This is a genomic window from Pseudomonas sp. Pseusp9, assembly GCF_059491265.1.
This window is the reverse complement of record NZ_CP168500.1, coordinates 1,503,581-1,517,395: the sequence shown is the minus strand read 5'-3', so window position 1 is coordinate 1,517,395 and position 13,815 is coordinate 1,503,581. Positions and strand designations below refer to the sequence as shown.

The 13,815-nt window shown below is 60.3% G+C and carries 13 protein-coding genes; 7 read left to right on the top strand and 6 right to left on the bottom strand.

All coding sequences use genetic code 11. The features are described 5' to 3' along the window. Positions 1 to 35: 35 nt before the first annotated feature. The gene (locus ACEN8E_RS06870; protein ID WP_008018231.1) at positions 36 to 1,376 is read right to left on the bottom strand and encodes a DEAD/DEAH box helicase; all 1,341 of its coding nucleotides are present in this window, start codon (positions 1,374 to 1,376) and stop codon (positions 36 to 38) included. A gap of 191 nt (positions 1,377 to 1,567) precedes the next feature. Between ACEN8E_RS06870 and ACEN8E_RS06865 the strand changes: the two genes are divergently transcribed. Then, a complete protein-coding gene (locus ACEN8E_RS06865; protein ID WP_495591960.1) occupies positions 1,568 to 2,866 on the top strand; it encodes a mechanosensitive ion channel family protein in 1,299 nt (432 codons plus the stop codon). A 126-nt stretch (positions 2,867 to 2,992) separates the two neighbouring features. Here the strand turns inward: ACEN8E_RS06865 and ACEN8E_RS06860 are convergent, their stop codons facing one another. Next, a complete protein-coding gene (locus ACEN8E_RS06860) occupies positions 2,993 to 3,637 on the bottom strand; it encodes a hydrolase (protein ID WP_495591959.1) in 645 nt (214 codons plus the stop codon). A 158-nt stretch (positions 3,638 to 3,795) separates the two neighbouring features. Here ACEN8E_RS06860 and ACEN8E_RS06855 point away from each other — a divergent pair, with 158 nt between their 5' ends. Then, a complete protein-coding gene (locus ACEN8E_RS06855; protein ID WP_429373038.1) occupies positions 3,796 to 4,683 on the top strand; it encodes a LysR family transcriptional regulator in 888 nt (295 codons plus the stop codon). A 149-nt stretch (positions 4,684 to 4,832) separates the two neighbouring features. On the opposite strand, the gene ACEN8E_RS06850 is transcribed toward ACEN8E_RS06855, so the two are convergent. The 3 genes from ACEN8E_RS06850 to ACEN8E_RS06840 form a co-directional block, all read right to left on the bottom strand. Next, positions 4,833 to 5,699, bottom strand: a complete 867-nt coding sequence (locus ACEN8E_RS06850) for a carboxylate/amino acid/amine transporter (RefSeq protein ID WP_057400657.1) — start codon at positions 5,697 to 5,699, stop codon at positions 4,833 to 4,835. 354 nt (positions 5,700 to 6,053) lie between these two features. Further along, complete coding sequence (locus tag ACEN8E_RS06845) at positions 6,054 to 6,653, bottom strand: FMN-dependent NADH-azoreductase (protein ID WP_495591958.1); 600 nt, start codon at positions 6,651 to 6,653, stop codon at positions 6,054 to 6,056. A 234-nt stretch (positions 6,654 to 6,887) separates the two neighbouring features. Next, complete coding sequence (locus ACEN8E_RS06840; protein ID WP_495591957.1) at positions 6,888 to 7,202, bottom strand: 3-phosphoglycerate kinase; 315 nt, start codon at positions 7,200 to 7,202, stop codon at positions 6,888 to 6,890. A 49-nt stretch (positions 7,203 to 7,251) separates the two neighbouring features. Between ACEN8E_RS06840 and ACEN8E_RS06835 the strand changes: the two genes are divergently transcribed. From ACEN8E_RS06835 to aqpZ, 5 genes are all read left to right on the top strand, one after another. Beyond that, on the top strand, positions 7,252 to 8,175 hold the full coding sequence (locus ACEN8E_RS06835; protein ID WP_495591956.1) for a PA3225 family LysR-type transcriptional regulator: 924 nt from the start codon (positions 7,252 to 7,254) through the stop codon (positions 8,173 to 8,175). Positions 8,176 to 8,189: 14 nt separating this feature from the next. Then, positions 8,190 to 8,993 carry an alpha/beta fold hydrolase gene (locus ACEN8E_RS06830; RefSeq protein ID WP_495591955.1) on the top strand — a complete coding sequence of 268 codons (804 nt, stop codon included), beginning with the start codon at positions 8,190 to 8,192 and terminating at the stop codon, positions 8,991 to 8,993. Positions 8,994 to 8,996: 3 nt separating this feature from the next. Beyond that, the gene (locus tag ACEN8E_RS06825; RefSeq protein ID WP_495591954.1) at positions 8,997 to 9,560 is read left to right on the top strand and encodes a peptidylprolyl isomerase; all 564 of its coding nucleotides are present in this window, start codon (positions 8,997 to 8,999) and stop codon (positions 9,558 to 9,560) included. 94 nt (positions 9,561 to 9,654) lie between these two features. Then, entirely contained in the window at positions 9,655 to 11,487 is a 1,833-nt protein-coding gene (locus ACEN8E_RS06820; protein ID WP_495591953.1) for an ABC transporter ATP-binding protein, read from the top strand. Positions 11,488 to 11,797: 310 nt separating this feature from the next. Beyond that, positions 11,798 to 12,496: an aquaporin Z gene (aqpZ, locus tag ACEN8E_RS06815; RefSeq protein ID WP_495591952.1), complete on the top strand. Its 699-nt coding sequence runs from the start codon at positions 11,798 to 11,800 to the stop codon at positions 12,494 to 12,496. A 16-nt stretch (positions 12,497 to 12,512) separates the two neighbouring features. Here aqpZ and ACEN8E_RS06810 read toward each other — a convergent pair whose 3' ends face one another. After that, positions 12,513 to 13,637, bottom strand: a complete 1,125-nt coding sequence (locus ACEN8E_RS06810; RefSeq protein ID WP_495591951.1) for a GNAT family N-acetyltransferase — start codon at positions 13,635 to 13,637, stop codon at positions 12,513 to 12,515. Between the last annotated feature and the right edge of the window lie 178 nt (positions 13,638 to 13,815).

Here is a 13,815-nt window from a genome sequence, read left to right as displayed (position 1 = left end):
ACTGTCCGGGTTTTTCTTGAGTCACTTGCAACGACTTACTCGGCCGCCGGCGCTTCCGGCTTGCGGCGCTTGAGCGGGGCCATGCCGTCCTTGCTGACCAGCGAATCGCTCTTCGGCCGGTTGGCGCTCTTGCGCTTGGTCGGGGTCTTGGCGGCAGTTTTTTTCTTGTCGCCCTTGGCGTCGGTCTTTTTCTTTTTCACGCCGACGGCCTTGCCCGAGGCCTTGACCTTTTTCGGTCCGCCGTAGGTGCCTTTGACTTCCTTGATGGTACGACGCTCGAAGCTCTGCTTGAGGTAGCGCTCGATGCTCGACATCAGGTTCCAGTCGCCGTGGCAGATCAGCGAGATGGCCAGGCCATCGTTGCCGGCGCGGCCGGTACGACCGATGCGGTGCACGTATTCGTCGCCGCTGCGTGGCATGTCGAAGTTGATCACCAGGTCCAGGCCGTCCACGTCCAGACCGCGAGCGGCGACGTCGGTGGCCACGAGGATTTTCACGCCGCCCTGCTTCAGGCGGTCGATCGCCAGTTTGCGATCCTTCTGGTCTTTCTCGCCGTGCAGTACGAACGCTTTGTATTCCTGCGCCACCAGGCGGCCGTAGATGCGGTCGGCCATGGCCCGGGTGTTGGTGAAGACGATGGCCTTCTGGTAGGTCTCGTTGGCCAGCAGCCAATTGACGATCTGTTCTTTGTGCTGGTTGTGGTCAGCGGTGATGATTTGCTGGCGAGTGGTGTCGTTCAGCTGGCTGACCGCGTTGAGCTGCAGGTGCTCAGGGTTGTTCAGGACCTTGGCAATCATCTCGCGCAGGCCGGAACCGCCCGTGGTGGCGGAGAACAGCATGGTCTGCTGACGGTTCGGGCATTCGTCCACCAGACGCTGCACGTCTTCGGCAAAGCCCATGTCGAGCATGCGGTCGGCTTCGTCGAGCACCAGGACTTCGACTTCCTTGAGGTCGAGGTTGCCGGCGTTCAGTTGCTCGATCATCCGGCCCGGCGTACCGATCAGGATGTCCGGCACCTTGCGCAGCATCGCGGCCTGGACCTTGAAGTCTTCGCCGCCGGTGATCAGGCCGGACTTGATGAAGGTGAACTGCGAAAAGCGTTCAACTTCCTTCAGCGTCTGCTGGGCCAGTTCGCGGGTCGGCAGCAGGATCAGGGTCTTGATGCTGACGCGGATTTTCGCCGGGCCGATCAGACGGTTGAGGATGGGCAAAACGAATGCAGCGGTTTTGCCGCTACCGGTTTGCGCCGTCACCCGCAGGTCACGCCCCTGGAGCGCCAGCGGAATGGCCGCGGCTTGCACAGGCGTTGGCTCGACAAATTTCAGCTCGGCCACGGCTTTGAGCAGGCGTTCGTGCAGGGCGAATTGGGAAAACACGGGTGCTACCTCGAAGAAATGCAAAAAAACAGCTGCATAGGGTAACGGTTTCGAGCGCTCAGGCCGAGTTTCTTTATACAAATGGCGGTAAACAGTTGGTTTTTTGTTGCCTGATTTTGCCCCAAACGTAATACAAAGCGTCTTAAATGCTCTAATCAGCCCTCGCGCCCGACAGAAGAATCGTTTCAACCATGGATATCAAACAGCTCTGGATCAACGTCCAAGACCTTTGGGGTGCCCTCGACCAGCACCCGCTCGTGCACTCCAGCCTGTCGCTGCTGTTGCTTTTGGCGCTGGCGCTGTTCCTCGGACGGGTGGCGCGTTACCTCATTTTGCACGCGGCCAAAATGCTCGGCCGCCAGCCGGCCTTGCACTGGGTCAATGATTTCCTGCAGAACAAGGTGTTCCATCGCCTGGCGCAGATCACGCCTTCGCTGGTGATCCAGTTCGGGCTCAATCTGGTGCCGGACCTGAGCAAAACCAGTCTGAAATTCCTCGGCAACGTCGCGCTGTCCTTCACCTTGCTGTTTCTGCTGCTGGCGGTCAGCGCCCTGCTCAGTGCCCTGCTGGACATTTACGCCCGCACCGAGCACGCCCGCACCCGCTCGATCAAAGGCTATGTGCAACTGGCGAAAATGGTGTTGTACGTGTTTGGCGCAATCATCATCGTCGCCACGCTGATCGACCGCTCGCCACTGTTGCTGCTGTCGGGTCTGGGCGCCATGTCGGCGGTGATCCTGTTGGTCTACAAGGACACGCTGCTGTCGTTCGTCGCCAGTGTGCAGTTGACCAGCAACGACATGCTGCGGGTTGGTGACTGGATCGAGATGCCCCAGGTGGGCGCCGACGGTGATGTGGTGGACATCACCCTGCACACGGTCAAGGTGCAGAATTTCGACAAGACCATCGTCTCGATCCCGACCTGGCGCCTGATGTCCGAGTCGTTCAAGAACTGGCGCGGCATGCAGGCGTCAGGTGGCCGCCGAATCAAACGCAGCCTGTTCATCGACGCCAGCGGCGTACGCTTTCTGCGTGACGACGAAGAGCTGAAGCTGTCCCAGGTGCACTTGCTCACCGACTACATCACCCGCAAACAGGCCGAGCTCAAGGCCTGGAACGAAGCCCAGGGCAACGTCGCGGCCATGTCGGCCAACCGCCGGCGGATGACCAATATCGGCACCTTCCGCGCCTATGCGCTGGCCTACCTGAAGAGTCACCCGGAGATCCAGCCGAACATGACCTGCATGGTCCGCCAGATGCAGACCACGGCCCAGGGTATTCCGCTGGAAATCTACTGCTTTACCCGCACCACGGCGTGGGCCGATTACGAGCGGATTCAGGGGGATATTTTCGACTACCTGCTGGCGGTGCTGCCGGAGTTTGGCTTGAGCCTGTACCAGCAGCCCAGCGGTACGGATTTACGGGCCGGGCTGCTGCCGGCAGTGCTGGGGGCAAACCACATTCCCGAAGCCGAAAAACGCATGATGTAACACCACAAAAAACCTGTAGGAGCGAGCCTGCTCGCGATGGCGTTGGGTCATTCAACAATGATGTCGATTGACCCTCCCTCATCGCGAGCAGGCTCGCTCCCACAAATGTCGCGATAGTTTTCTCGTTTACTTGACCTGCCGCTGCGGCGCCTTGTGGACCATGGTGTAGGCGTAGTCCACCCCCATGCCGTACGCGCCGCTGTGTTCCAGCACCAGCGCCATGACCGCCTCGTAAGTGTCCTTGTGTGCCCAGTCACGCTGGTACTCGAGCAATACCTGCTGCCAGGTCACCGGTACCGCGCCGGCCTGAATCATCCGTTGCACCGACATGTCGTGGGCCTCCTTGCTGGTGCCACCGGAAGCGTCGGTGACGATGTAGACCTCGTAGCCTTCAGCCAGGGCTTCCAATGCCGGGAACGTCAGGCAGACCTCAGTCCACAACGCCGCGATGATCAGTTTTTTGCGCCCGGTGGCTTTCACCGCGTCAACCAGTGCCTTGTCTTCCCAGGAGTTCATCGAAGTGCGTTCGATCGGCTTTTGATCCGGGTGCACCGCCAACAATTCCGGCCAGATGTAACCGCTGAAACTTTCGGTTTCGACCGAGGTGTAGATGGTCGGTACGTTGAAAATCTTCGCCGCCTTGGCGAGGCCCACGGTGTTGTTCTTCAGGGTCTGACGGTCGATGGACTGAACGCCGAATGCCATTTGCGGCTGGTGGTCGATCAGGATCAGGGCGGAGTTGGTTGGGTTGAGCAGTTCACGAATAGACATGGCGCGTTCCTTTTGATGTCGATACTTCGAATGAATTCAGGGTGAGTCGACGTTGCCGCAAGGGGCTTTGCTGTCGGCTTGGATGTCACTTTAGGGGCTAGCCATAAAAGGGACAATTACCTAAAATCGAGAATCATTGATTCCAAAATAGGGACAATATGGATCGCATCGAATGCATGCGTGCCTTCGTCGTCACGGTCGGCGAAAACGGCTTCGCCGCAGCCGCCAGGGCCATGGACGTACCGCGCTCGAAAGTCAGCAAACAGATTCAGGCGCTGGAAGAAGCCATCGGCGTGCAGTTGCTGCAACGCACCACCCGCAGCCTGCACCTGACGGAAGCCGGGGCCGAGTATTTCGAAGCGGCACGGGAAGTGTTGGCGGCGCTGGACGAGGCCGAGCAACGCGCCCGTGACGGCATCGGCGAGTTGCGCGGTGTATTGCGGGTCAATGCGCCGATGTCGTTCGGTCTTCGGCGATTGGGGCCGTTGATTCCGCTGTTTCATGAATTGCACCCGAACATCGAGTTGCAACTGGTGCTCAGCGACCAGCAAGTCGACCCGGTTCGGGGTGGGTTTGACGTCACCATCCGCATCGCCAGCATGCCCGACTCGACGATGATCGCCCGGCAACTGGCGCCTGCACCGCGCATCATGGTGGCATCTCCTGCTTATCTCGAGCGCGCGGGCATCCCGCAGACGCCGCAGGATCTGCGCGCCCATCAATGCCTGAACTACGGGTATCTGCAGAGCGGTGTCAGCCTGCAACTGTGCAATGGCAAGGAAACCCAGCGGGTGAACGTCACCGGCCCGTTGCACGCCAACAACGGCGACTTGCTCGCCCAGGCCGCCGAAGCCGGCATGGGCATCGCCCTGCTGCCCGACTTCATCGTCGAGGATGCGCTGGCAGCCGGGCGACTGGTGCCGGTGCTGTGCGAATGGCAGGCCCCGGCGATTACCATCAACGCAGTGTATTCGTCGGCACGGCGGGTGCCGCAGAAGACCCGGGCGTTTATCGGGTTTCTGGTGGATCAATTGGCGCCGAAGTGATTTTCGGAGATCACGCAATCCCTTGCAGGAGCGAGCCTGCTCGCGAAAGCGGTGGATCAGGCAACATCATCGTCGACTGACACTCCGTCATCGTCGGAACGCCGCCCGGAGCAGGCTCGCTCCCACAGGGATATCGGATTACCCAGGGTTTAGTGAACGGCCAAAGGCTTGCGTATACCCAACCGACTGATCCACACCGCCAGCAAAATCACCGAACCACCGAGCAACAACCGCCCCAGTTCTTCATGCTGGTTCCAGATCAGCAGGTTGATCAGCAACCCCACCGGCACATGCAGGTTGTTCATCACCGCCAGGGTGCCGCCGTTGACCAGGCACGCGCCTTTGTTCCACCAGTAGAGCCCCAAAGCGGTCGAGACCAGGCCGAGGAACAGCAGCACACCCCATTGCAGCGGGGCTTCGGGCAGGAAGTTCTGTTTGCCGAACAATAGAAACGCCGGCAACGCCACCGCCAGTGCGCCGAGGTAGAAGAAGCCGAAACGTCGGTAATGCGGCAGGTCGCTCGGATGGCGCGCAACCAGGTGTTTGTAGAGCACCTGGCCGGCGGCGTAGGTGAAGTTGGCCAGTTGCAGCAACAGGAAACCCATGAAGAAGTCCGGGTTGATCCGGTCAAAGCGGATCACGGCCGCCCCCGCCACCGCCACGAGTGCGGCGACCAGGGCCCAGGGGTTGAACCGTCGATTCAATGCATCTTCGATCAGGGTCACGTGCAGCGGCGTGAGGATGGTGAACAGCAGCACCTCCGGCACCGTCAGTACACGAAAGCTCAAGTACAGGCAGACGTACGTCACGCCGAACTGCAGCGCGCCGATCAACAGCATGCCACGCATGAACGCCGGCTCCACCGAGCGCCAGCGGGTCAGTGGCAGGAACACCAGCCCGGCCAGCAGCACGCGTACCAGCACGGCGAAGTAACTGTCGACATGACCGGCCAGGTATTCGCCGATCAAACTGAAGGAAAACGCCTGGATCAGCGTGACAACAAGTAGATAGCCCATGCTCGCCTCATTTCGAATGGCGGCGACGATAGCGGGTTTTGCTTTGAATCGCGAACCCGAGAGCTGTCGGAAAACACACAAAACCTGTGGGAGCGAGCCTGCTCGCGATGACTGAGTGTCAGTCGACAACACCTTGTCTGACACACCGCAATCGCGAGCAGGCTCGCTCCTACAGGAGACCTGTGCAGATACTCGTCAGATCGCAGGCAAAAAAAAGCCCGATCTCGCTAAAGCGTTCAATCGGGCCAGAGCACTCAGGAGCAACAAGTGCGAAGGGAGGTTCGATGCGCGTACAGGCTTGAAGGGTTGCGCCAGGTCACTAGACCATCCAGCGATTATCTGGCGATTAACCGGTCAGGCCACTTGCGAAAGCTTGGCGTTGGCCTGGTTCAGGCCTTTCTCCTGGAAGTCACCGCCCAGGTTCATGCCTTCGGCGTGGATGAACGTCACGTCGTGGATGCCGATGAAGCCCATGACCTGACGCAGGTACGGTTCCTGGTGATCGGCGGCGCTGCCGGCGTAGATGCCGCCGCGAGCCGTCAACACATAGGCACGCTTGCCGCTGAGCAGGCCTTGCGGACCGGTTTCGGTGTACTTGAAGGTCACGCCGGCACGCAGTACATGGTCGAGCCAGGCTTTCAGGGTGCTGGGGATCGCAAAGTTGTACATGGGGGCGGCCATGACCAGCACGTCGGCGGCGAGCAATTCGTCGGTCAACTGGTTGGAGCGCTCCAGGGAGGCCTGTTCGATGTCGCTGCGCTGCTCGGCGGGTTTCATCCAGCCACCCAGCAGGTTGATGTCCAGGTGCGGCACCGGCTTGACGGCCAGGTCCCGGACGGTGATCTGGTCAGTCGGGTGAGCGGCTTTCCACTGGCTGATGAACGTCTGGGTCAGTTGGCGGGAAACCGAGTCTTGCTGACGGGCACTGCTTTCGATGATCAGAACGCGGGACATGGGATGTAGCCTCCATCTGAGAATGCTGTAGGTCGATGGAGTGAAGGTTAAACAGAGTCATATCGATGAAAAAGCGCAAATAACTGCTATAACCCATCAATAAATTCGTTTATAAGCTCAGCATGTCTTGCCCTTGTAGGAGCGAGCCTGCTCGCGAAGCGGTGGGTCAACAAAAGTGATCTCGACTGACACGACGCCTTCGCGAGCAGGCTCGCTCCCACAGGGGGATTGATTTCATTTCGGGGTGCAGGTCAGCTCGATGCGCAGCTTGATGATGCTGCGGGTGAATTTGGCGGTGGCATTTTTGTGCTTGCCGGCCGGTACATCGATCTTGCGGCTACGCGGTGCTTCCGGGCCATTGATGAAGACGGCCTTGCAGCTCGCATCGACTTCGCCGTAGTTGGCCACCTGGATGGAGCCGATGTCGTTATCCGTGTCGTAGGTCTGGTAATCGATCTTCATGCCGTTGAGGTCTTTTTTCACATCGATCGGGTAAGCCATTGCCGTCAGCGGCAATAGTGCCAGCAGCACACAACAGAATTTTTTCATTCAGCAGCCTCCAGTAAGGGCTGCCAGCTTAGGACAAGAGGAGCTCAACATGAAAGCGCCCCGCGTGACCCTTGATCAATGGCGAACACTGCAAGCCGTGGTCGATCACGGTGGTTTCGCCCAGGCCGCCGAGGCGCTGCATCGCTCGCAATCGTCAGTCAGCTATACCGTGGCACGCATGCAGGATCAGCTCGGCGTACCCTTGCTGCGCATCGACGGACGCAAAGCCGTGCTGACCGAGGCCGGCGGCGTACTGTTGCGCCGCTCCCGGCAACTGGTGAAGCAGGCCAGTCAACTCGAAGACCTGGCCCATCACATGGAACAGGGCTGGGAAGCCGAAGTGCGCCTGGTGGTCGATGCCGCTTACCCGAGTGCCCGCCTCGTCCGCGCCTTGACCGCGTTCATGCCGCAAAGCCGTGGCTGCCGGGTGCGTCTGCGTGAGGAAGTGCTGTCGGGTGTGGAGGAAGTGCTGCTCGAAGGCGTGGCCGACCTGGCCATCACCGGGCTCAGCATTCCCGGATACCTGGGCGCGGAATTGAGCGACGTCGAGTTCGTCGCGGTTGCCCACCCGGAGCACCCCCTGCACCGCCTCAACCGCGAACTGAGCTTTCAGGACCTGGAAAGCCAGATGCAAGTGGTGATCCGCGACTCGGGCCGCCAGCAACCACGGGACGTCGGCTGGCTCGGTGCCGAACAGCGCTGGACCGTCGGCAGCCTGGCCACCGCCGCAACCTTCGTCAGCAGCGGCCTGGGGTTTGCCTGGCTGCCCAGGCACATGATCGAACGAGAACTCAAGGAAGGTACGCTCAAGCTGCTACCGTTGGATCAGGGCGGCAGTCGTAACCCGAGCTTTTACCTGTACTCGAACAAGGACAAACCGCTCGGGCCGGCCACGCAGATTCTCATCGAACTGCTGCGTACGTTTGACACCGCGCCACTGGACGCGCCGTTCGCCGCCCCCGAACAAGCCTGACACGGAGTGTATGCATGGCCTATTTCGAACACGAAGGTTGCAACCTGCACTATGAGGAATACGGTCACGGCACGCCGCTGCTGCTGGTCCACGGTCTGGGCTCCAGCACGCTGGACTGGGAAAAACAGATCCCGGCACTGGCCACCCGCTACCGGGTGATCGTCCCGGATGTGCGCGGCCACGGCCGTTCGGACAAACCCCGGGAGCGCTACAGCATTGCCGGGTTCAGCGCTGACCTGATTGCACTGATCGAACACCTTGATCTCGGCCCGGCCCACTATGTCGGCCTGTCCATGGGTGGCATGATCGGCTTCCAGCTGGCTGTGGATCAGCCGCCACTGCTCAAGAGCCTGTGCATCGTCAATAGCGCGCCGCAGGTCAAACTGCGCAGCCGCGATGACTATTGGCAGTGGTTCAAGCGCTGGAGCCTGATGCGCGCCCTCAGCCTTGGCACCATCGGCAAGGCGCTGGGCGACAAGTTGTTCCCGAAGCCCGAGCAGGCCGACTTGCGACAAAAGATGGCCGAGCGCTGGGCAAAAAACGACAAACATGCTTATCTCGCCAGCTTCAATGCCATTGTGGGCTGGGGGGTTCAGGAACGACTTTCGAAGGTCACCTGTCCAACTCTCATCGTCAGTGCCGACCGTGACTACACACCGGTGGCACTGAAGGAAAACTACGTAAAACTGCTGCCCGACGCGCGGCTGGTGGTGATCGCCGATTCACGCCACGCCACGCCGCTGGACCAGCCGGAACACTTCAACCAGACGCTGCTGGAGTTTCTGACCGCAGTCGATACCACCACTCAGGATCAATGACCCATGCTGAAAAAAATCGCCCTCGCCGCAGGCTCCGTCCTGTTTGCCGCCAACCTGATGGCCGCAACGCCGGAAAAGACCCCGCATGTGCTGCTGGACACCACCAACGGCCAGATCGAAATCGAACTGGACCCGGTCAAGGCCCCGATCAGTACCAAGAACTTCCTTGCATACGTCGACAGCGGCTTCTACAACAACACCATTTTCCATCGGGTGATCCCGGGGTTCATGGCCCAGGGCGGTGGTTTCACCTCCTCGATGCAGCAGAAGCCGACCAAGGATCCGATCAAGAACGAAGCCAGCAACGGCCTGCATAACGTGCGTGGCACGCTGTCGATGGCACGCACTTCCGATCCGGACTCGGCCACCAGCCAGTTCTTCATCAACGTCAAGGACAACGATTTCCTCGATCCGGGTCGCGACGCCGGTTATGCCGTGTTCGCCAAAGTGGTCAAGGGCATGGATGTGGTCGACATCATCGTCAACGCGCCAACCACCACCAAAAACGGCATGCGCGACGTACCGGCCGACCCGGTCTTCATCAAGTCGGCCAAGCGCATCGACTGAGACTAAGCTGGACAAGGATGTCCGAGCCGCTGCCGGCGATTGCCGGCAACGCTCAAACCGTTAAAAGGAGAGCCCGTTCGCGGGCGAACAACCGATGCTTTATCGCCGCTTTGAAAAACTGATCGATGTTTTCCGTGAAGCACCGACGGCGTCTCCGCCGGACCGGGTCTTCCCTTTCTACACTTATTACCTCAAGCAGGTCTGGCCGAGCTTCGCCGCCCTGTTGATCGTCGGCCTGATTGGCGCGTTGATCGAGGTGGCGTTGTTCAGCTACCTGAGCCGCATCATCGACCTGGCCCAAGGCACACCGAACGCCAATCTGTTCCGCGAGCATGCCCTCGAACTGACCTGGATGGTGGTGGTCGCGCTGGTGCTGCGCCCCATATTCGTGGGCTTGCATGACCTGCTGGTGCACCAGACCCTGAGCCCCAGCATGACCAGCATGATCCGCTGGCAGAACCACAGCTACGTGCTCAAGCAGAGCCTGAATTTCTTCCAGAACGACTTCGCCGGGCGCATCGCCCAACGCATCATGCAAACTGGCAACTCACTGCGCGATTCCGCCGTGCAGGCCGTTGATGCATTGTGGCATGTGCTGATCTACGCCATCAGTTCGCTGGTGCTGTTCGCCGAAGCCGACTGGCGCCTGATGATCCCGCTGCTGACGTGGATCTTTGCCTTCGTCGGTGCCCTCTACTACTTCGTGCCACGGGTCAAGGATCGCTCGGTGGTGGCATCTGATGCGCGCTCCAAACTCATGGGGCGGATTGTCGACGGCTACACCAACATCACCACCCTGAAGCTGTTCGCCCACACCAACTTCGAACAGCAATACGCCCGCGAAGCGATTAAGGAACAAACCGAAAAGGCGCAACTGGCCGGCCGGGTGGTCACCAGCATGGACGTGGTCATCACCAGCATGAATGGCTTGCTGATCGTCTGCACCACCGGCCTGGCCCTGTGGTTGTGGACGCAGTCGCTGATCAGCGTGGGGGCGATTGCCCTGGCCACCGGCCTGGTGATCCGTATCGTCAACATGTCCGGCTGGATCATGTGGGTGGTGACCGGCATCTTCGAGAACATCGGCATGGTGCAGGACGGTCTGCAGACCATCTCGCAACCGGTCAGCGTCACCGACCGCGACCAGGCCAAGCCTTTGGCGGTGGCCCGTGGCGAAGTGCGCTTCGAACAGGTGGACTTCCACTACGGCAAGCAGAGCGGGATCATCGGCGACCTCAGCCTGACCATCAAGGCCGGTGAAAAAATCGGCCTGATCGGCCCGTCCGGTGCCGGCAAATCGACCCTGGTGAACCTGCTGCTGCGCCTGTACGACGTCGAAGGCGGATGCATCCTGATCGACGGCCAGAACATCGCCCACGTCAGCCAGGAAAGCCTTCGCGAACGCATCGGCATGATCACCCAGGACACGTCGCTGTTGCACCGCTCGATCCGTGACAACCTGCTGTACGGCAAACCCGACGCCACCGACACCCAACTCTGGGAAGCGGTGTACAAGGCCCGGGCTGACGGTTTCATTCCCTCACTCTCGGACGCCGAAGGCCGCACCGGTTTCGACGCCCACGTCGGTGAGCGCGGAGTGAAGCTCTCCGGAGGCCAGCGCCAGCGTATTGCTATCGCCCGTGTGCTGCTCAAGGACGCGCCGATCCTGATCATGGACGAGGCCACGTCGGCACTGGATTCGGAAGTCGAAGCGGCGATCCAGGAAAGCCTCGAGACCCTGATGCAGGGCAAGACCGTGATCGCCATCGCTCACCGGCTCTCGACCATTGCCCGGATGGACCGGCTGGTGGTGCTGGAAAACGGCAAGATCGCCGAAACCGGAACCCACGCCGAGCTGCTGGCCCATGGCGGTTTGTATGCACGGTTGTGGCAACACCAGACCGGTGGATTTGTCGGGATCGATTGATCCTCAGAATGGCCACATAACCTGTAGGAGCGAGCTCGCTCGCGATGGTCGTCAACGATAATGCTGGGAGCCTGACAGCCCGCGGCGTTCTCTGGTTCATCGCGAGCAAGCTCGCTCCTACAGGGGGGCAAGTGAAGCCGAGAAATTTTAGTAAACCGCCAGAGCCCGTCATCCACGGGCCCTGGCGGTTTTTTATGCCTGCTGGAATTCTGAAAAAACCCTGCTGTACTCACTTCAACCTTCTGGAGGTGGTTCTGCAGTCCATCGGCTGGATGCACAAGGCAGCAAAATCTCGAAAGGGCCCTCTCTCATGTCTCTGTTAAAACGTTCGGCGACCGAGTTGGTAGGTACGTTCTGGCTGGTGTTGGGTGGTTGCGGCAGTGCGGTATTGGCGGCGGCTTTTCCGCAGGTGGGAATCGGCCTGCTCGGGGTGTCCTTTGCATTTGGCCTGACAGTGCTGACCATGGCTTTCGCCATCGGCCATATTTCCGGCTGCCATCTCAATCCCGCGGTATCCCTCGGCCTGGTCGTGGGCGGGCGGTTTCCGGCCAATGAATTACCGGCCTACGTCATAGCCCAGGTCATTGGCGGCGTGATCGCAGCCGCCCTGCTGTACTTCATTGCCAGCGGCAAACCCGGTTTCGAACTGGCGGGCGGCCTGGCGTCCAACGGCTACGGCGAACACTCGCCTGGCGGCTACTCGATGGCAGCAGGGTTCGTCTGTGAACTGGTGATGACCGCGATGTTCATCCTGATCATCCTCGGCACCACCGATAAACGTGCACCGGCCGGACTGGCACCGATTGCCATCGGCCTGGGACTGACGCTCATCCACCTGATCTCGATCCCGGTCACCAACACCTCGGTCAACCCGGCGCGCAGCACCGGCCCGGCGCTGATCGTCGGCGGCTGGGCGATTCAACAACTGTGGATGTTCTGGGTCGCACCGCTACTCGGTGCAGTCGTCGGCGGTGTGCTGTACCGCTGGCTGGGCAAGGAAGACAGCTGACACGCCAAGTTGAAGATCAGCCTTGTCGATAAGGCAAGGCTGACTTCGCATCCTCTGCATAAGCCATCACCCCCAGCCGCTCCTGTTCCAGAAAGTCTTTCACCGCCGCTTTCAACCCCGGATGCCGCAGGTAATGCCAGGAATGCGTAATGACTGGCTCGAATCCACGAATCAGTTTGTGCTCGCCCTGGGCCCCGGCATCGAAACGCTGGAAACCGTTGGCAATGGCATAGTCCATACCCTGGTAGAAACAGGTCTCGAAATGCAGGCGATCGAACTCCGCCAGGCATCCCCAGTAACGCCCATAAAAGCTGTCGCCCCCCACCAGGCTGAACGCCATCGCCACTGGCCGTGTACCCTGTTTGGCCAGCACCACGCGAATCGACTCCGGCATGCGTTCGGCCAATAGGCTGAAAAACGCCCGCGTCAGGTACGGCGCTTGCCGGCGCACCGCGTACGTATTGGCGTAGCAGGCATAGACGAAATCCCATTGCGCCTGACTCAGCTCCCGCCCCTCCAGCCATTCGAACTCAAAACCCTGCCCGGCCACCTGCTCGCGCTCCTTGCGCATCTGTTTGCGCTTGCGCGAGCTCAGCACGTCGAGGAAGTCCTGGAAATCCCGGTAGCCGCGATTCTGCCAGTGGTATTGACAGCCAACGCGCTGCAGCCAGCCGGGCTGCTCGCTCAGTGCCGCATCGGTGAACGGATCGGTGAAGTTGATGTGGGCGCTGGAGAGTTCTTCTATCTCCAGGTAGCCCGGCAGGCTGTTCAATAATTCGAAGCCGTCTTCTACCGTGGCCGCCAACAGCCGCGGCCCGCTGACAGGGCTGAACGGCACCGCGGTCAACAGTTTGGGATAGTAATCGATGCCGGCGCGTGCACAGGCGTCGGCCCAGGCGTGATCGAACACGTATTCACCGTAGGAATGCCACTTGCGATAACTGGGCAGCGCGGCGATCAGGCGCTCACCTTCAATGTGCAGCAAATGCTCGGGCTGCCAGCCGGAATGGGGTCCGACGCTGCCGCTGTCTTCCAGTGCGCTCAAAAAAGCGTGACGCAGAAAAGGCTGACTCTCCGGAACCATGGCGTCCCAGGTCTGCGGGGCGATTTCTGACAGTCTTTGCAGGCGTTGCAACGGCATCACCGTCCTCACTCTTGATGGCGTGAAAGCCCCGCGAGTATCGCCCATCGCTGCGCAATGCACACGGGCAAAACGACGACAGTGCTCTAACTCAATAGTTCACGGCGACTTTGTATCGTCATCGACATGACATCACATTGCCACCGCTCTGTAATAAACCATCGCGATACTGGCGCCT

Bases quoted from the DNA above. Each gene is read 5' to 3' on its own strand.
- ACEN8E_RS06865 (WP_495591960.1), top strand. From the start codon at position 1,568: ATGGATATCAAACAGCTCTGGATCAACGTCCAAGACCTTTGGGGTGCC.
- ACEN8E_RS06860 (WP_495591959.1), bottom strand. From the start codon at position 3,637: ATGTCTATTCGTGAACTGCTCAACCCAACCAACTCCGCCCTGATCCTG.
- ACEN8E_RS06855 (WP_429373038.1), top strand. From the start codon at position 3,796: ATGGATCGCATCGAATGCATGCGTGCCTTCGTCGTCACGGTCGGCGAA.
- ACEN8E_RS06850 (WP_057400657.1), bottom strand. From the start codon at position 5,699: ATGGGCTATCTACTTGTTGTCACGCTGATCCAGGCGTTTTCCTTCAGT.
- ACEN8E_RS06845 (WP_495591958.1), bottom strand. From the start codon at position 6,653: ATGTCCCGCGTTCTGATCATCGAAAGCAGTGCCCGTCAGCAAGACTCG.
- ACEN8E_RS06840 (WP_495591957.1), bottom strand. From the start codon at position 7,202: ATGAAAAAATTCTGTTGTGTGCTGCTGGCACTATTGCCGCTGACGGCA.
- ACEN8E_RS06835 (WP_495591956.1), top strand. From the start codon at position 7,252: ATGAAAGCGCCCCGCGTGACCCTTGATCAATGGCGAACACTGCAAGCC.
- ACEN8E_RS06830 (WP_495591955.1), top strand. From the start codon at position 8,190: ATGGCCTATTTCGAACACGAAGGTTGCAACCTGCACTATGAGGAATAC.
- ACEN8E_RS06825 (WP_495591954.1), top strand. From the start codon at position 8,997: ATGCTGAAAAAAATCGCCCTCGCCGCAGGCTCCGTCCTGTTTGCCGCC.
- ACEN8E_RS06820 (WP_495591953.1), top strand. From the start codon at position 9,655: ATGCTTTATCGCCGCTTTGAAAAACTGATCGATGTTTTCCGTGAAGCA.
- aqpZ (WP_495591952.1), top strand. From the start codon at position 11,798: ATGTCTCTGTTAAAACGTTCGGCGACCGAGTTGGTAGGTACGTTCTGG.
- ACEN8E_RS06810 (WP_495591951.1), bottom strand. From the start codon at position 13,637: ATGCCGTTGCAACGCCTGCAAAGACTGTCAGAAATCGCCCCGCAGACC.